This is a genomic window from Jiangella mangrovi (assembly GCF_014204975.1).
In the GTDB taxonomy this organism is placed as follows: Bacteria; Actinomycetota; Actinomycetes; order Jiangellales; family Jiangellaceae; genus Jiangella; species Jiangella mangrovi.
In genome coordinates this window covers 3,415,550-3,433,080 of the sequence record NZ_JACHMM010000001.1, presented here as the reverse complement: position 1 = coordinate 3,433,080, position 17,531 = coordinate 3,415,550, and the positions used below count along the sequence as shown (strand labels likewise).

Sequence of the window (17,531 nt, the reverse complement as noted above, 5' to 3'; positions counted from 1 at the left end):
GACTCCATGAGCCTGCTCGAAGTACGCGACCTCTCGGTCACGTTCACCCGCTCCGGCCAGGACCCGGTGCGCGCGGTCGACGGCGTGACCTTCGACGTCGACGCCGGCCAGTCCGTCGGCATCGTCGGCGAGTCCGGGTCCGGCAAGTCGGTCACGTCGCTGGCCGTCATGGGCCTGCTGCCGTCCCGCGGTGTGAAGGTGGGCGGCACCGTCACCCTCGACGGCAACGAGCTGACCGACATGGACCAGCGCGCGCTGCGCGACGTCCGCGGCCGCGACGTCGCCATGATCTTCCAGGACCCCATGACGTCGCTGAATCCGGTGGTCACCATCGGGAAGCAGCTCGTCGAGGTCCTCACTCGCCACGCCGGGCTGGCCAAGGGCGAGGCGAAGGCCGAGGCGGAGCAGCTGCTGCGCCGCGTCGGCATCCCCGACCCCGTCCGCCGGCTCGGCGAGTACCCGCACCAGCTCTCCGGCGGCATGCGCCAGCGCGTCATGATCGCCATCGCGATCGCCTGCCGGCCGAAGCTGCTCATCGCCGACGAGCCGACGACGGCCCTCGACGTCACCATCCAGGCGCAGATCCTCGACCTGCTGCGCAACCTCGTCGCCGAGAGCGGCTGCGGGATGATCATGATCACGCACGACCTCGGCGTCGTCGCCGGGCTCTGCGACAACGTCCACGTCATGTACTCGGGGCGCATCGTCGAGTCCGCCGGCACGAAGGACCTGTTCGGCCGGCCGTCGCACCCGTACACCGACGGCCTGCTGCAGTCGATCCCGCGCATCGACGACGCCGACCCGGCCGACCTGCTGCACACCATCCCCGGCTCCGCGCGCGACACCGTGCCGTGGGACCGTGGGTGTGCCTTCCAGCCGCGCTGCGAGCGGGCGGTCGACGAGTGCCTGGCCGGGCCGCCGCCGGTGGCCGAGCTCGGCACACCGATCGTGCCGCACCCGGTCCGCTGCGTCCGGCCGGTCGGCGAGGACGTGATCGTGCACGAAGGGAACGTGGCCCGGTGAGCCTGCTCGAAGTCCGCGACCTCAAGGTCCACTTCCCCATCAAGTCCGGGACGCTGTTCCAGCGCACCGTGGGCGCGGTCAAGGCCGTCGACGGCGTCGACCTCGACGTCGAGGCCGGCACGACGTTCGGCCTGGTCGGCGAGTCCGGCTGCGGCAAGTCGACGCTCGGCCGCGCGATCATGCGCCTCACCGAGCCGACCAGTGGCTCGGTGACCCTCGACGGCCAGGACATCCTGGCGCTCGGCGAGCGGAAGATGCGCGCCGTCCGCCGCCAGTTCCAGATGGTCTTCCAGGACCCCATGGCCAGCCTCGACCCTCGGCAGAGCGTGGAGTCGCTGCTCACCGAGCCGCTGCGCGCGCACAAGGTCCCCGGCGGCTCGGCCGGCCACGCCAAGCGCATCCGCGAGCTGCTCGACGTCGTCGGGCTGCCGGAGTCGGTGGTCAACCGGTACCCGCACGAGTTCTCCGGCGGGCAGCGGCAGCGCCTCGGCATCGCCCGCGCGCTGGTGCTGAACCCGGCGCTGATCATCGCCGACGAGCCGGTCTCCGCCCTCGACGTCTCCATCCAGGCGCAGGTCATCAACCTGCTCAAGGAGCTGCAGGAGCGGTTCTCTCTGACGTACGTGGTCATCGCGCACGACCTCGCCGTCGTCCGGCACATCAGCAAGACGGTCGCCGTCATGTACCTCGGCGGCATCGTCGAGCAGGCGCCGGCCGCCGACCTCTACCGTCAGCCGCTGCACCCGTACACCCGGGCGCTGATGAGCGCGGTGCCGGTGCCGGACCCGAACGTCGAGGAGACGCGCAGCCGGATCCTGCTGCAGGGCGACCTGCCGTCGCCGGCGAACCCGCCCACGGGCTGCCGGTTCCACACCCGGTGCCCCTGGAAGCAGGCCACGAAGTGCGATACCGACCGGCCGGCGCTGCGTGAGCTGCCAGTGGTCGGCGTCACCGGCCACAAGGTGGCCTGTCACTATGCCGAGGAGATCCTGGCCGGCACGATCACGCCGCACGAGGTCCGGCCCGAGGACGTCGAGCTGGTCCCGGCGGGCGAGGGACCCGGCAGCATCGAGGCGACGGAGGCACACGTCGCGGGCGGGCTCACCCCCGGAGGACCGCCAGGTGCCCACTGACGCCGCCGACGTCGTCGTGATCGGCGCCGGCGTCGTCGGCGCCGCCACCGCGTGGTACGCCACGCGAGCCGGGCTGGCCGTCACCGTCGTCGACCGCGGCTCCGTGGCCGGCGGCACCACCGGGGCCGGCGAGGGCAACATCCTGGTCTCGGACAAACCGCCGGGCGCGGAGCTCGACCTCGCCCGGCTGTCGTCGGGCCTCTGGCGCGAGCTGGGCCACGAGGTCGGCGGCTTCGAGTACGACCCCAAGGGCGGCCTGGTCGTGGCGTCGACGCCGGCCGGGTTCTCCGCGCTCAGTGACCTGGCGGCCGAGCAGAGCGCGGCGGGCGTCGAGACCGTCGTCGTCCCGGCCGCCGAGCTGGCCGAGCACGAGCCGCACCTGACGCCGTCGCTGGCCGGCGGCGTCCTCTATCCCGAGGACGCGCAGGTCCAGCCCATGCTCGCGGCCGCCCGGCTGCTTCGCTCGGCTCGGGCCAAGGGTGCGCAGGTGCGCACCGGCGTCGAGGTCACCGGCTTCCTGCGCGACGGCGACCGCGTGACGGGCGTGCGCACCTCGGCCGGCGACCTGCCCGCGGGCGCCGTCGTCAACGCCGCCGGCACCTGGGGCGGCGAGGTCGCCGCGCTGGCCGGCGTCGAGGTGCCGGTACTCCCCCGCCGCGGCTTCATCCTGGTCACCGAGCCGCTGCCGCGTATCGTCCGGCACAAGGTCTACGCCGCCGAGTACGTCTCCGACGTCGCCAGCAGCGACGCCGCCCTGCAGACCTCGCCGGTCGTCGAGGGCACGGAGTCCGGCACCATCCTCATCGGCGCCAGCCGAGAACGGGTCGGCTACGACCGGACCCTGTCGGTGCCGGTGCTGCGCGCGCTGGCCGCCCAGGCCGTCGCGCTGTTCCCCGTCCTGGCCGGCGTGCAGGTGATCCGCACCTACCGCGGCTTCCGGCCGTACTGCCCCGACCACCTGCCGGTCATCGGGGCAGACCCGCGGGCGCCCGGCCTCTACCACGCGTGCGGGCACGAGGGCGCCGGCATCGGCCTGGCCGCCGCCACCGGACGGCTGATCGCGCAACTCATCGGGGGCGATCAGCCGGATCTCGACGTCGCGCCGTACCGGCCGGAGCGGTTCGAGGGTGGGGTCGCCGCATGAGCGAGGACGTGGAGTTCGAGTTCGAGTTCGACGGCCGGGCCGTCGCGTTCAGCGACGGGCAGAGCGTTGGGGCGGCGCTGGTCGCGTCCGGCGTGCGGTCATGGCGGACCACGCGCCGCGAGGGCCGGCCGCGCGGCGTCTTCTGCGGCATCGGCATCTGCTTCGACTGCCTGGTCGTCGTCGACGACGTCCCCAACCAGCGCGCCTGCCTCGTCCCGGCAGCCGCCGACATGGTCGTGCGCACGCAGGAGGGAGACGGCCGTGGCCACCTCGCCGTATGACGTCGCCGTCGTGGGCGCCGGACCCGCCGGACTGGCCGCGGCGGGGGCCGCGCTGGCCCGCGGGGCACGCGTCGCGCTGATCGACGCCGGGCGCCAGCCCGGCGGCCAGTACTGGCGGCACCGGCCCGGCGATCTGGGAGCGGTCGCCGACCTCCACCACGACCTGGGCACCTTTCGTGCGCTGGTCGCCGGTGTGGCCGGTGCCGTCAGGTACTTCGGCCACCACGTCTGGAACGTCTCAGGCGCCGTGGCCGACGGCTTCACCGTGCGCTCCGTGGCCGGTGACGTCGAGCACGAGGTAGCCGCCAGGAGCCTGGTGCTCGCCCCCGGCGCGTACGACCGGCAGGTCCCGTTCCGCAGCTGGGACCTGCCGGGCGTCTACACCGCCGGGGGCGCCCAGGCCCTGCTCAAGGGGAGCGAGGTCGTGGTCGGCCGGCGCGTGGTCGTCGGCGGCACCGGGCCGTTCCTGCTGCCGGTGGCGGCCGGGCTGGCCGCACGCGGCGCCCGGGTCGTCGGTGTCTACGAGGCCAACGGCCCGCTGGGCTGGGCCCGGCACACGGGCGCCGTCCTGCCGGTCGCGACCAAGCTGACCGAGGGCGCCGGATACGCGGCGGCGCTGGCCCGGCACCGGGTGCCCTTCCGGGCCCGCCGGGCCATCGTCGCCGCCCACGGTGACGGTGTGCTGGAGGCGGTCACCGTCGCCCGGCTCGACGCCGAGTGGCGCATCGTCCCCGGGACCGAGCGCGTCGTCGAGTGCGACGCCGCCGCCGTCGGCTGGGGATTCACGCCGCAGCTCGAGCTGCCGCTGGCGCTGGGCGTCGGCACGCGGGTCGACGCCGACGGCTCGCTCGTCGTCGACGTCGACGAGCACCAGCGGACGTCCGTGCCCGGCGTGTTCGTGGCCGGCGAGGCCTGTGGCGTGGGCGGCGCTGCGCTGTCCGTCGCCGAGGGCGAGATCGCCGGGGCGGCCGCCGCGGTGACCGCTGCCGGAGGCACCCCCGCCCCGGCCCGGTCGCGCCTGCGCCGCCGTCGCCGGGCGCTGCGCCGGTTCGCGACGGCCATGCACACGGTGCACCCGGTGCGCGACGGCTGGCAGACCTGGCTGAGCGACGACACCCTCGTGTGCCGCTGCGAGGAGGTGACGGCGGGCGAGGTGCGGGCCACGGTCGAGGACCTCGGCGCCACCGACGCCAGGACGGCCAAGTTGTTGAGTCGGGCCGGCATGGGATGGTGTCAAGGGCGGGTGTGCGGGTACGCGTCCGCATGCCTCACCGCGTCGGCCCGTGGATCAGCATCCGTGTCGGCGCGCGAGCTACAGGAGGTGAGCGAACGACCGATCGCGGCACCGATCACACTCGGCCGGTTGGCGGGCGACGCCGGTCACATCGGACAACAGTGACATTTCACATGTCACTAAGATATTCTGCAGGAAGCACTCGACGACGACGTCCAGCGCGACGGACCGGGCGATCTCGTCGACGACCCACCCCCGCATCGGACCCTGGAAGGCTCATGCATGTCTGACGTCGATCACGCCGTCGGTGCGGCGGCGGAGGCCGCCGTGCCGTTCGAGCACGCCGGCCGCGACCGCCGGGCCGCGGGCCTCGACGCCGTCGCCGACGCGCTCGAGGACGACCGCGACGCCATCGTCTCCACCGCCGACGCCGAGACCGGGCTGGGCACCACCCGCCTGAACGGCGAGCTCACCCGCACCACGTACCAGCTGCGGCTGTTCGGCGAGGTGCTGCGCGAGGGCTCGTACGTCGAGGCGACCATCGACCACGCCAGCGACACCCCCATGGGGCCCAAGCCCGACCTGCGCCGCATGCTCGTGCCCGTCGGCGTCGTGGGCGTTTTCGGCGCCAGCAACTTCCCGCTCGCGTTCAGCGTGCCCGGCGGCGACACCGCGTCGGCCCTCGCGGCCGGCTGCCCCACCGTCGTCAAGGCGCACCCGTCGCACCCCGAGACCAGCCGGCGTACGTTCGCCGCCATGCGAGCCGGGCTGGCCGAGGCGAAGCTGCCCGAACACGCCCTCGGCCTCATCGAGGGCCTCGAGGCCGGCGCCGAGCTCGTCCGCCACCCCGACGTCCGCGCGGTCGGCTTCACCGGCTCCACGCGCGGCGGCCGGGCCCTGGCCGACATCGCCGCCGCGCGGCCGCGGCCCATCCCGTTCTACGGCGAGCTCGGCAGCCTGAACCCGCTGGTCGTGACGCCCGAGGTGGCCGCCGGCCGGGCCGAGGAGTTCGCGGCCGGCTACGTCGGCTCCATCACCATGGGCGTCGGGCAGTTCTGCACCAAGCCCGGCCTGCTGTTCGCGCCCGCGGGCAGCGACGGCGACGAGCTGCGCGCCCAGCTGAGCAGCAAGGTCGCCGAGGTGCCGGCCGGACGCATGCTCAACGACGGCATCCGCGACGCGTTCCAGAGCGAGATCGAGCGCCGGCGCGCCGACTCGCGACTGCGCACCCTCGGCGACGGGCAGGGCGACGACCCCGCCCTCGGCCGGCCGGTGCTGTTCGCCGTCGACGCCGCCGACCTCGACGCCGGGCTGCTCGAAGAGACCTTCGGCCCGGCCGCCCTGGTCATCGAGTACCGCGACACCGAGGAGCTGCTGGGCGCGCTCGACCGCCTCGACGGCCAGCTGACCGCCACCGTCCACGCGGGCGACGGCGAGACCGAGCTGGTCGACCGCCTCCACGCGGTGCTGCGCCAGCACGCCGGCCGGCTGCTCTTCGGCGGCTTCCCCACCGGCGTGGCCGTCACCTGGGCCATGCAGCACGGCGGGCCGTACCCGTCGGCGACCCTCAGCGCGCACACCTCCGTCGGGCCGACCTCGATCCGGCGGTGGCTGCGACCGGTCTCGTACCAGAACGCACCCGAACACGTTCTTCCCGAGGAGCTTCGCGATGTCGATCCCGGCATTCCGCGGCGAGTGGACGGCATTCTGCAGACCTGACATTCCGCTCTTTGTCCCGATTGTCCCGTCCTTCACACATGAGTGAAATGTTATATAGTATAGAAATGGAGCCTCACATGAACGGTCGTGAAAAGCCTTGGCACGGCGTTCTGGTTGCCACCCCCACGTTCTTCCGTGACGACCTGTCGGTCGACTTCGACCGGTACGCCGACCACGTGCGCTGGCTCGCCGACGGCGGGTGCCACGGCGTCTGCGTCAACGGCTCGCTCGGCGAGTACCAGGTCCTGACCGCCGAAGAGCGGGCCAAGATGGTCGAGGTCGCGGTCGAGGCGGCACCCGAGGGCTTCACCGTCATGGCCGGCGTCGGCGCGTACGGCGCCCGCGAGTCGCGCCAGTGGGCCGAGCAGGCCGGCGAGGCCGGCGCCGAGGTCGTCCTCGCGCTGCCGCCGAACTCCTACCGCGCCGACGAGCGCTCGGTCGTCGACCACTACCGCGAGGTCGCCAAGGCCGGCCTGCCGGTGTCGGCGTACAACAACCCCATCGACACCAAGGTCGACCTCACCCCGGCGCTGCTGGCCGAGCTCTACAACGAGGGCCTCATCGTCGGCGTCAAGGAGTTCACCGGCGAGTCGCGGCGCTCCTACGAGATCAACGAGCTCGCTCCCGGCCTCGACGTCCTCATCGGCACCGACGACTCCGTCGTCGAGGTCGGCCTGGCCGGCGCCAAGGGCTGGATCTCCGGCTTCACCAGCGTCTTCCCGCGCGAGAGCGTGCGGCTGTACGAAGCCACCCTGGCGCACGACCTCGACACCGCGCTGCCGCTGTACCGCACGCTGCACCCGCTGCTGCGCTGGGACTTCCACACCGAGTTCGTCCAGGCCATCAAGCTGTCCATGGACGTTCTCGACCTCGGCGGCGGCCCCATCCGGCAGCCGCGGCAGCCCATGCTCCCCGAGAGCGCGGCCATCGTGCGCGACCTCACCCTGCGCATCGCTGCCGAGTTCTCCACGGCGAACGTCGCCTGAGAGCCTGAGAGCCGGACCACCGAGGAGTTCGCCGATGCGATCCAAGCGGATCTTCCACACCGTGGAATCGCACACCGAGGGTATGCCGACGCGCGTCGTCACGGGTGGCGTCGGCACCCTCCCCGGCGCCACCATGGAAGAGCGGCGCCAGTGGTTCATCGAGCACTCCGACCACCTGCGCCGGCTGCTGATGTTCGAGCCGCGCGGGCACTCCGCCATGAGCGGTGCGATCCTGCAGCCTCCCACGCGGCCCGACGCCGACTGGGGGGTCCTCTACATCGAGGTGTCCGGGTGCCTGCCGATGTGCGGGCACGGCACCATCGGGGTGGCGACGGTGCTGGTCGAGACCGGCATGGTCGAGGTCACCGAGCCCGTCACCACCATCCGGCTTGACGTCCCGGCCGGGCTGGTGGTCTGCGACGTCGCCGTCCGCGACGGCGTCGCCGAGTCGGTGACCATCCGCAACGTCCCGTCCTACACCGACCGGCTGGACGCGAAGGTCGAGGTCCCCGGCTGGGGCACCGTCACGTACGACCTCGCCTACGGCGGCAACTTCTACGCGATCCTCGACGCCGGCCAGCTGGACCTGCGCGTCGACGTCGCGCAGAAGGACCGGTTGCTCGAGGCCGGGCTGGCGATCATGGACGCCATCAACGAGCACGACGCACCGGTGCACCCGGAGAACCCGGACATCAACGTCTGTCACCACGTCCAGCTGGTCGACCCCGGCTCGGACGCCGTCCGGTCGCGACACGCCATGGCCATCCATCCCGGCTGGTTCGACCGGTCACCGTGCGGCACGGGCACCTCGGCCCGCATGGCCCAGCTCTTCACCCGCGGTGAACTCGCGCTCGACACCGATTTCGTCAACGAGTCGCTGATCGGCAGCCGATTCGTCGGACGGCTGGTCGGCGAGTCGAACGTGGGAACCCATCCCGCGGTGATACCTACAGTCACCGGGCGCGCCTGGGTGACGGGAACGGCACAGTACTTCCTCGACCCGACGGACCCCTTTCCCGAGGGCTTTCTCCTTTAGGGTTGAAGAGGTGGGATATCACGCACGAACGCGACGTCGCAGTGGCGCTCGGCCGCCGTGCTGCACCGGAAGGACCACAGATGGCTGAACTGCGGCAGTTGGCTCTGCCGTCATTCGCACGGCGGATGAGCGTCAGAGAAGAGGTTGCCGACGCGTTGCGTGGCGCCATCGTGTCCGGCGAGATGAAGCCCGGGGAGCTCTACTCCGCCCCCGGGCTCGCCGAGCGCTTCGGCATCTCCGCCACCCCGGTGCGCGAGGCGATGCTCGACCTCGTCAAGCAGGGGCTGGTCGAGGTCGTCCGCAACAAGGGCTTCAAGGTCACCGACATGTCGGAGACCGACCTCGACCAGATCACCCAGATCCGCGAGCTGCTCGAGCCGCCCATCGCGGCCCAGGCGGTCGCGTCGATCACCGAGCAGGAGCTCACGCACCTGCGCAACCTGGCGGCGGCCATCGTCGACGCCGCGGCCGACGGCGACCTCATCAGTTACATCGGCGCCGACCGCGAGTTCCACGTCCGGTTGCTCTCGGCCAGCGGCAACCAGCGGCTCGTCCGCATCGTCGAGGAGCTGCGCGCGCAGACCCGTCTCTACGGTCTCTCGTCGCTCGCCTCCTCGGGCCGGCTGGTCGCCAGCGCTCGTGAGCACCTGCAGATGTGCGAGTTCATCGAGGCCGGCGAGGCGCAGAAGCTGCAAGATCTCATGCGCACCCACATCGGCCACATTCGCCGTGAATGGGCCGGCCGCGAGGACTGACTCCACGTGGCAGGTCGGTGAGAGCGCTCTCACCGAACCCTTATCGAGGACTCAGATGCCGGCGGAATGCTGGTGTCAGCGCCGGGGGTGACACGACTCCCCCCAGCGTCGGGTGCCCCCCGGGCACGAGGTCCGACATCGCCGGCCGAGCCCCCCTCCGCCGCGCGGGTCGGACCTCGTGGCGTTTAGGAACCAGTGTGCGGGCCGGAGGATGTGGAGCCGGCGTCAAGAGCGCACGCGGCATGCTTCACCGCCGCGAAGCGGAGCCGGCGCAGCATCCTCCGGCCCGCACACGCGGACTGGCCTCGCAACCCTTGACGCCCGATTCGCGCGGTCAGTACCATGCCACATTCCACCTTGTTGTTACCGCTAACAGCACGGTACCACGGCGCGCGGATCGTCGCCCCGGATCGGCGGCTTGCGTGCGTCCCGAACCAGCCCGGGCGCGGCACCGAGCGCACGGAACACCCCGTCGCGCCCCGTCGGAAACCGCTCCTCCTCGGACAAGGAGAACCACATGAAGAAGGACCTCTCCCGGCGCTCCGTCCTGCGCCTGGGGGCCCTGGCGGCCGCAGCCCCCGCGGTCGGCACCATGGCGGCCGGCACTGCCGGCGCCGCAACCGGCGGTGCCGCAGCGGCCGCCGGCGCGGCGGCCGGCCCCCTCGAGACCAGCCTGCCCAGCCTCCCCGTGGCAGACAGCTGGCAGGTGCGGCCGTTCACCCTGAGCCAGGTGACCCTGGGCGACAGCGTCTTCAAGGAGAAGCGGAACCGGCTGCTCAACTACGCGCGGGAGTACGGCCCCAGCGTGGTCAGCGGCGTGCGCGACGACCAGCGCGGTCCCGACCGCATGCTGCGCAGCTTCCGCGTGACGGCCGGACTGGACCACAAGGGCGTCAACCCGATCGGCAGCTGGGAGTCCCCTGACGGCAACCTCCGCGGCCACTTCAGCGGGCACTTCCTGACGCTGCTCGCGCAGTCGTGGGCGTCGACGGGCGAGCAGATCTTCAAGGACAAGCTCGACTACATGGTCAACGGGCTCGGCGAGTGCCAGGACGCGTTCGCCGCCCAGGCCGCCCTGCCCACGCCGCGCGTGGCCGGCCGCAGCGGCACCGCGATCCGCTTCTCCGGCACGCCGAACGGGCACATCACCGGCGACGCCGACTTCATCAAGCTGCCGGCCGGGATCGTCGCCGGGCTGACCGACTTCACCGTCGCCGCCTGGGTCAACCTGGCCGTCCGCGACGACAATGCGCGGCTGTTCGACTTCGGCCACCCCGGCGATGCCGCCTCGGACACGCTGTCGCGGATGTACCTGTCCGTGCACAACGGCAGCGGCCCGCGGTTCGGCATCACCACCAGCGGCTCGGCCGGCGAGCAGCGCATCGAGGCGACGACGGCGCTGACGGCGGGTCAGTGGGCGCACGTCGCGATCGTGAAGTCCGGCGGCACCGGCACCATCTACGTCAACGGCGTCGCGGCCGGGACCGGCTCGCTGGGCCTGTCGCCGTCGGACCTGGGCAGCACCCCCGACAACTGGATCGGCCGGGCGCAGTACCCGCAGGTCAACATCAAGTTCCTCAACGGCCTGGTCGACGACTTCCAGATCTTCTCGCGGGGGCTCAGCGGCGAGGAGATCACCGCCGTCGTCGCCGACGCCGCGTCCGCGGGCAGCGACTCGCGCGTGGCCTGGTACCGCTTCGACGAGGCTCCGGGCCCGACGATCACCGACTCGTCCGGCAACGGCCGGCACGGCGAGTTCTTCGGCGCGACCGACGGCCGCCGGCACCCCGGCTTCCTGTCGGCCTACACCGAGGCGCAGTTCATCCGGCTCGAGGAGTTCACCACCTACAGCGGCACCGGCATCTGGGCGCCGTACTACACCCTGCACAAGATCATGCGGGGGCTCATCGACGCGCACCACCTGACCGGCAACGAGCGCGCGCTCGAGATCGTCAAGAAGATGGGCGACTGGGTTCACAGCCGCCTCTCGAAGGTCTCGCGCGACCGCCTCAACCGCATGTGGTCGCTGCACATCGCCGGTGAGTACGGCGGCTCGAACGAGAACCTGGCCCACCTCGCGGCCATCGAGACCGACCCGGAGCGCTCGGCCCACTACCTCGTCGCCGCGAAGGCGTTCGACAACCGGCGCACCGTCCTGCCGGCCGCCATCGAGGACCGCGACGTCCTGACCGGCATCCACGTCAACCAGCACGTGCCGCAGTTCACCGGCTACCTGCGCATCTACGAGCAGGACACCGCGGCCAACGCCGAGTACTACACCGCGGCGCAGAACTTCTGGAACATGATCATCCCGCAGCGGATGTTCAGCCACGGCTCGGCCGGCGGCCAGTACGGCGCCGCCCCCGGCCGCCCGGCGAACACCAACCCGGAGCTGTTCCAGCCGCGCGGCGACATCTCCGAGTCGCTGCACTACCAGAGCGCCACCTCGGGCTCGTCGAGCGGCGGCGGTGAGACCTGCTCGACGTACAACCTGCTCAAGCTGACCCGCAACCTGTACTTCCACAACCCCGACCCGGCGTTCATGGACTACTACGAGCGCGGCCTCACCAACCACATCCTGGGCTCGCGCCGCGACAACGACAGCGCCAGCGACCCGCAGGTGACGTACTTCCTGCCGGCGCACCCCGGCGCCACCCGCGGCTTCGGCAACAACGGCACCTGCTGCGGCGGCACCGGCATGGAGAACCACACCAAGTACCAGGAGACCATCTACGCGCAGTCGGCGGACGGGTCGACGCTGTACGTGAACCTGTACATCGCCTCCACCCTGACCTGGGCGGAGAAGGGGTTCACCGTCACCCAGGTGACCGACTTCCCGCGGCAGGAGTCGACGTCGATCACCGTCAGCGGGAGCGGCGCGCTGAAGGTGCGGCTGCGGGTGCCGTTCTGGGCGACGCGCGGCTTCACCATCAAGGTCAACGGCGCCGCCGTGGCCGGCACGCCGGAGCCGGGCTCGTACTTCGACCTGGACCGCACCTGGTCGCCGGGCGACCGCATCGACATCGCGATGCCGTTCAGCCTGCGCACCGAGCGCGCGCTGGACGACCCGCAGGTCGAGAGCATCTTCCACGGCCCGGTGGTGCTGCCGGCACTCAACACCCAGCGGACCTGGCGCAACTTCACCTTCTACCCGCAGCTCAAGCTCGACGGCGACCTCACCGCCGCCGTCGCGCACCTGGAGGAGCCGAACTTCTTCAGCACGCACGGCCACACGCTGCGGCCGCTGTACATCGGCATCAACGAGGCGCACCACGTGTACTACAAGCGGGTGGAGCCGAAGGTCGTGTTCGGCGCGATCGACTCCGGCGTCTCGAACGAGGCCCGGGACGACGACGGCGACAGCTTCCTGGACAAGGTCTGGGCGGCCGCGCCGTTCAAGGGCCACGGCGAGTTCGTCGCCCGCGTCGAGGCGGTCGCGTCGGACTTCCAGGCGGCCGGCCTGTTCACCCGCCGCGAGCGGCAGAACGTGATCGTCGCGGCGTCCAAGGCGCAGTCCGAGCTCCGGGTGGAGTGACGGCGCGCGCATGATCCGGCGGAGGTGCGCCGGCCCGGGACCGCAGCCCGGGCCGGGGCACCTCCGTCTTTCGTTCGTGCGGCCCTACCGGCCGTAGGCGGCCAGGAAGACGTCGGCGGCGCTGTCGGCGAGCTGCTCCAGCTCTTCCGGGGGTGTCACCGCGGCGGACCCGGCGAACATCATCCGGTTCATCGGCTTGTACATGACGAGGCCGGCCAGATGGTAGGCGGCCAGCGTCGGGTCCGGCAGCTCGCGCAGCAGCCCGCGGCCGGCCATGCGCTCGAGCGCCTCGCCCAGCACCACCAGGGAGGGATGGAAGGCACGCTCCCACCAGGTGCCCGACACGTCGGGGAACCGGTCCGCCTCGGCGATGACCAGGCGGCGCAGCTGGAGCACGTCGGGCACGCTGAGGCTCTGCAGCAGCTGGCGGCCGACGTCGCGCAGGGCCGGCAGCGGGTCGGTGGCGTCGTCCAGCGTCGCGTAGACCCGGGCGAGCTGGTCGCCCAGCATCGTCGTCCGGCCGACGATGATCTCGGCGAAGAGATGCTCCTTGTCGGCGAACTGCTTGTAGACCGTCTGCTTCGACACCGCGGCCTTGGCGGCCACCTGGTCCATGCTGGCCCCGAGGTAGCCGTGCTGCAGGAACACCTCGGCCGCCGCCTCGATGATGGCGCGCCGCTTGCGCGCGGTGCGGCCCTCTTCTATGTGCTGCATGACCACCGGTCCTCCTCGGTCGGTGCCGACAGAGTACTAGACAGTTCCGTACTCGCGTGAGTACTGTACCGTCTAGTTCCAGTCGGACGGGCACTCATCAGATCGGGGAGCACAGACATGAGCACGGTCATCTCCAAGGACGGCACCACCATCGCCTTCGACGCCGTCGGCACCGGCCGGACGCTGATCATGATCGACGGCGCCACCGGCTACCCCGCCATCAACCCTCTGAACGCCGAGACCGCGAAGCTGCTGTCGGACGGGTTCCGCACCTACACCTACGACCGTCGCGGGCGCGGCAACAGCACCGACACCGCTCCGTACGCGATCGAGCGCGAGATCGAGGACCTCGCCGCGCTGGTCGAGGACGCCGGCGGCGGCCCGGCCGTCCTCTTCGGCTGGTCCTCCGGCGGCGTGCTGGCGCTGGACGCGGCCGCGTCCGGGCTGTTGCCGGTCAGTCACGTCGCGGTCTTCGAGCCGCCGTTCGTGGTCGACGACGTCCGCCCGCCGCTCCCGGCGGACTACGTCGAACGGCTCGACGCCGCCAACGCCGCGGGCGACCCGGGCGAGGCGGTCGCGATCTTCATGGTCGAGGCGGCCGGCGGCACGCCCGAGATGGTCGAGGGCCTGAAGCAGAGCGACTTCTGGCCGGTCATGCTGGGCATCGCGCCGACCATCGCCTACGACGGCCGCATCATGGGCACGACGATGTCCGGCAACCCGCTGCCGGCTGACCGGTGGGCCTCGATCGACATCCCCGTGCTGACCATGTACGGCCTCGACACCTGGCCCGCGCTGAAGCCGGGCGCGCCGGCGCTGGCCGAGCTGCTGCCGACGGCGACGCTGAAGCCGGTACCGGGCGAGAACCACGCCACCACCCCCGAGGTGCTGGCGCCGGCGCTGCGCGACTTCGTGGAGGCCTGACCGTGGGCCGCATCGTCATCACCGAGTTCATCAGCCTCGACGGCGTCGTCCAAGCGCCCGGCGGCGAGGACTTCAAGTATCAGAACTGGAGCTTCGACTTCGACAGCGGCGACGAGGGCGAGCAGTTCAAGGTCGACGAGGCGCTCGCCGGCGAGGCCCTGCTGCTCGGCCGCGTGACCTATGACGGCTTCGCCTCCGCGTGGCCGCAGGAGGGTGGCGTGCTGGCCGACAAGCTGAACACCATGCGCAAGTACGTCGTGTCCAGCACCCTGACCGACCCGACGTGGGCCAATACGCAGGTCATCAGCGGCGATGTCGCCACCGAGGTGGCGAGGCTCAAGGACGAGGTCGACGGCGAGCTGCAGGTCGCCGGCAGCATCCGGCTGGCGCAGGAGCTGCTCGAGCACGACCTCGTCGACGAGCTGCACCTCATGACGTACCCGGTGCTGCTCGGCTACGGCCGCCGCCTGTTCGGCGAGACCACCGACCGGACGCGCTGGCGGCTCACCGAGTCGCGGACCGTCGGCGAGGGCGTCCTGATCACGCTCTTCGAGCGCGACCGCGCCTAGGCTGGAGTCATGACGGACGACCCGGTCGGCGTGGTGACCCGCTGGGAGGACGCTGGCGGCGAGTGGCGCGTGGTCGCCCGCACGGCCGGCTCGGCCACCGTCGCCCTCTGCCGCTGCGACGGCGGCGAGGAGGTCGACCGCTTCACCTCCGCCGACCCGGCACTGCTCGCCTTCCTCACCACCCGCCCCGACGGCACGGCCTAGCTCGCCGACGTGCCGGGCAGCAGCCCCGACGCCCCATGGTTCTGGGGTCAGCGCGCGGCGGTCAGGGTGCGGAGGGGCGGCGCCAGCCGGGCGGCCAGCTCGGGGTCGACGTGGGCGGCCTCGGTGAGGAGGGCCTCGGTCGCCGCCGCGAACGCGCGCCGCAGCGTCGGGTCGTCGAGCGAGCCGGTCAGCGTCGACAGCAGCGGCTCGAGCACCGCCGGCGGCAGCCGGTCGACGCCGCGACCCTGGTAGGCGGGCAGGTCGTGACGCAGGCAGGCCAGCGCCACCACCTGCTCGCGCAGCCCGTCGATCATGTGGACGGCCTGCCAGCCACGACCGCGCTCGATGCTCGACCGGGCGTGCAGGGCGTACAGCCAGCCCATGCCGACCAGTCCGACGGCGTCCGGCGGCAGGGCGAAGGGCAGCGGGCGAGCGGTCCCGAACAGCAGCCGGAACGTCGGGGCGATGGCGCCGAACTCCGCGGCCGGCGCGAACGCGATGTCGACCTGCAACGAGCTGGCCAGCAGGAACACCCGGTACACCGTGCCACCGCGCGGGACGTCGAGGTGCGCGACGGCGCCGTGGGCGTCGTACATCGCCGCCGTCCAGTCCGCCATCACCGCGGCCTGGTCGGCACCCTCGGCCAGGCCGAACGCGAGGTCGATGTCGGACCAGCGGTCCTCGGCGCCGGCCGCGGCGGATCCGGTCAGGGCGGCGCCGTCGATGCGGTCGTCGGCGCGGGCGGCGGCGATCAGGGCGTCACGCAACGCCGTCCGCTCCTCCTGGGTGAACACGAGGAGAGAGCCTAGGTCAGCCGAACACCCAGCCGCCGTCGACGGTGAGCACCTGGCCGGTGACGAAGGCGCTCTCGTCGCTCGCGAGGTAGACGAACGTGCCGGTGAGGTCGTCGGCGCTCCCCCGGCGCTTGAGTGACTGCACGGCCGCGATCTGCGCGAACACGGCGTCGGCGTCGGGGTCGAGCTCCTGCTCGTGCTCGGTGCGGATGGCGCCGGGCATGACGGCGTTGACGCGGACGCCGTCAGGCCCGGCCTCGCGCGCCAGCGCCCGGGTGAGCCCGATGATGCCGGCCTTGCTGGCGGTGTAGTGCAGCGCGCCGGCCTGCCCGGTGCGGGCCATGACGCTGCTGACGGTGATGATCGAGCCGCGGCCTCCGGCGACGAGGTCGGGGTAGGCGGCCCGGGCGAGCAGCCAGCTCGCGCGCAGGTTGACGGCGAACACGCGGTCCCAGTCGGCGACGGTGATGTCGCGCCACGGCGTGCGGGCCGACAGCGCGGCGTTCGCGACGACGACGTCGAGCGGGCCGAGGTGGGCGCGGGTGCCGGCCACGAGGTCGTCGACGGCGTCGGGGTCGGCGAGGTCCGCGGACAGCGCGACGGCCTTGGTGCCGGAAGCGCGCAGCTCGGTCGCGAGGTCCTCCGCGAGCGCCGCCATGGCCGGAACCGGCTCGTGCGCGAGCGCGACGGAGGCGCCCTCGGCGGCGAACGCCCGGGCCACGGCCGCGCCGATGCCGCGGGAGGCCCCGGTGACCAGTGCCACCCGCCCGGCCAGCCGGCCCTCGTCCATGCCTCGCGCTCCGTTTCAGCAGACGCAACAGTCGGTTCGAATTGTCCGCAGCACGACTATCCGGTGTCAACCGGAACCGGCCGCTAGTGTGTCGCCATGGGGTCCGGGTCGGCCGCCCTGCCATGGCCCCCCGACCCTCGTCGATCATGGAGAAGAATGGCTTCCCCGTGACCGGCAACACCCATTTCTCCGTGATCAACAGCCGGCGTGCCCCAGGCAGATATCCCTAGCGCAGCGTGCGGTCGGTCAGCAGTGTCGCCGCATCGGACGCGACCCGCCGCCACGCTCCGTCCGACCAGCTCAGGGTGCCGGTGTGCACCCAGACGACCGGATGATCGGCTGCTGTGCCGTCGGCCGCGCCGCGGGTGTCGAGGCACCAGGCGCCCCCGCCGCCGTCGAGCGCGATCGGGACGGCGGCGGGCATGTAGCTGTCGAACGCGTAGCCCTCGTAGTGCGCCGGCATTGCGGTGCCGAGCCAGCCGAACTCCACCTCGGCGCCGTCGACCGTGCGAGCACACGACGTGACGCCGTCGGCCAGCAAGGCGGCGAGGGCGGGCGGCAGCGGGAACGGCCCGCCGCGGCCGAGCATCCGCCCCAGCTCGCGCTCGACGGCCTCGAGCTGCTCGGCCGGGACCGCGGCCCCGCTGCTGACGACGTCGAAGCCGGCCGTCCAGGGTCGCTCGCTCATGC

At 72.2% G+C, this 17,531-nt stretch carries 17 protein-coding genes; 13 read left to right on the top strand and 4 right to left on the bottom strand.

Annotated elements, in window-relative coordinates; all coding sequences use genetic code 11:
• Nucleotides 1-6: 6 nt before the first annotated feature.
• The 10 genes from HD601_RS15875 to HD601_RS15835 all read left to right on the top strand — a co-directional run bounded on the left by HD601_RS15875 (nt 7) and on the right by HD601_RS15835 (nt 12,846).
• Nucleotides 7-1,023 carry an ABC transporter ATP-binding protein gene (locus HD601_RS15875; RefSeq protein ID WP_184823393.1) on the top strand — a complete coding sequence of 339 codons (1,017 nt, stop codon included), beginning with the start codon at nt 7-9 and terminating at the stop codon, nt 1,021-1,023.
• Complete coding sequence (locus HD601_RS15870; RefSeq protein WP_184823391.1) at nt 1,020-2,156, top strand: oligopeptide/dipeptide ABC transporter ATP-binding protein; 1,137 nt, start codon at nt 1,020-1,022, stop codon at nt 2,154-2,156. Before HD601_RS15875 ends, HD601_RS15870 begins: the two co-directional genes overlap by 4 nt.
• Entirely contained in the window at nt 2,146-3,300 is a 1,155-nt protein-coding gene (locus HD601_RS15865; RefSeq protein ID WP_184830333.1) for an FAD-dependent oxidoreductase, read from the top strand. The genes HD601_RS15870 and HD601_RS15865 overlap by 11 nt, the downstream gene beginning before the upstream one ends.
• Complete coding sequence (locus HD601_RS33120; protein WP_221441026.1) at nt 3,297-3,581, top strand: (2Fe-2S)-binding protein; 285 nt, start codon at nt 3,297-3,299, stop codon at nt 3,579-3,581. Before HD601_RS15865 ends, HD601_RS33120 begins: the two co-directional genes overlap by 4 nt.
• Complete coding sequence (locus HD601_RS35775) at nt 3,562-4,980, top strand: FAD-dependent oxidoreductase (RefSeq protein ID WP_221441025.1); 1,419 nt, start codon at nt 3,562-3,564, stop codon at nt 4,978-4,980. Before HD601_RS33120 ends, HD601_RS35775 begins: the two co-directional genes overlap by 20 nt.
• A 117-nt stretch (nt 4,981-5,097) precedes the next feature.
• Nucleotides 5,098-6,534: an aldehyde dehydrogenase (NADP(+)) gene (locus HD601_RS15855; RefSeq protein WP_184823387.1), complete on the top strand. Its 1,437-nt coding sequence runs from the start codon at nt 5,098-5,100 to the stop codon at nt 6,532-6,534.
• 77 nt (nt 6,535-6,611) lie between these two features.
• Entirely contained in the window at nt 6,612-7,520 is a 909-nt protein-coding gene (locus tag HD601_RS15850; protein WP_184823386.1) for a dihydrodipicolinate synthase family protein, read from the top strand.
• A gap of 34 nt (nt 7,521-7,554) precedes the next feature.
• Complete coding sequence (locus HD601_RS15845) at nt 7,555-8,556, top strand: proline racemase family protein (RefSeq protein WP_184823384.1); 1,002 nt, start codon at nt 7,555-7,557, stop codon at nt 8,554-8,556.
• A gap of 80 nt (nt 8,557-8,636) precedes the next feature.
• Entirely contained in the window at nt 8,637-9,311 is a 675-nt protein-coding gene (locus HD601_RS15840) for a GntR family transcriptional regulator (RefSeq protein ID WP_184823382.1), read from the top strand.
• 517 nt (nt 9,312-9,828) lie between these two features.
• Nucleotides 9,829-12,846 carry a beta-L-arabinofuranosidase domain-containing protein gene (locus tag HD601_RS15835; protein ID WP_184823380.1) on the top strand — a complete coding sequence of 1,006 codons (3,018 nt, stop codon included), beginning with the start codon at nt 9,829-9,831 and terminating at the stop codon, nt 12,844-12,846.
• Between the two features lie 84 nt (nt 12,847-12,930).
• Here HD601_RS15835 and HD601_RS15830 read toward each other — a convergent pair whose 3' ends face one another.
• The gene (locus tag HD601_RS15830; protein WP_184823378.1) at nt 12,931-13,560 is read right to left on the bottom strand and encodes a TetR/AcrR family transcriptional regulator; all 630 of its coding nucleotides are present in this window, start codon (nt 13,558-13,560) and stop codon (nt 12,931-12,933) included.
• 117 nt (nt 13,561-13,677) lie between these two features.
• Between HD601_RS15830 and HD601_RS15825 the strand changes: the two genes are divergently transcribed.
• Genes HD601_RS15825 through HD601_RS15815 form a run of 3 tightly spaced genes read left to right on the top strand, consistent with a single transcriptional unit; the run spans nt 13,678 to nt 15,257 of the window.
• A complete protein-coding gene (locus HD601_RS15825; RefSeq protein WP_184823376.1) occupies nt 13,678-14,484 on the top strand; it encodes an alpha/beta fold hydrolase in 807 nt (268 codons plus the stop codon).
• A gap of 2 nt (nt 14,485-14,486) precedes the next feature.
• Nucleotides 14,487-15,053 carry a dihydrofolate reductase family protein gene (locus HD601_RS15820; RefSeq protein WP_184823374.1) on the top strand — a complete coding sequence of 189 codons (567 nt, stop codon included), beginning with the start codon at nt 14,487-14,489 and terminating at the stop codon, nt 15,051-15,053.
• A gap of 9 nt (nt 15,054-15,062) precedes the next feature.
• A complete protein-coding gene (locus tag HD601_RS15815; RefSeq protein ID WP_184823372.1) occupies nt 15,063-15,257 on the top strand; it encodes a hypothetical protein in 195 nt (64 codons plus the stop codon).
• Between the two features lie 47 nt (nt 15,258-15,304).
• Here the strand turns inward: HD601_RS15815 and HD601_RS15810 are convergent, their stop codons facing one another.
• From HD601_RS15810 to HD601_RS15800, 3 genes are all read right to left on the bottom strand, one after another.
• Nucleotides 15,305-16,051 carry a nucleotidyltransferase domain-containing protein gene (locus tag HD601_RS15810; protein WP_184823370.1) on the bottom strand — a complete coding sequence of 249 codons (747 nt, stop codon included), beginning with the start codon at nt 16,049-16,051 and terminating at the stop codon, nt 15,305-15,307.
• A gap of 16 nt (nt 16,052-16,067) precedes the next feature.
• A complete protein-coding gene (locus HD601_RS15805) occupies nt 16,068-16,841 on the bottom strand; it encodes an SDR family NAD(P)-dependent oxidoreductase (protein ID WP_184823368.1) in 774 nt (257 codons plus the stop codon).
• A 226-nt stretch (nt 16,842-17,067) separates the two neighbouring features.
• Complete coding sequence (locus HD601_RS15800) at nt 17,068-17,529, bottom strand: SMI1/KNR4 family protein (RefSeq protein ID WP_184823366.1); 462 nt, start codon at nt 17,527-17,529, stop codon at nt 17,068-17,070.
• Nucleotides 17,530-17,531: the final 2 nt, after the last annotated feature.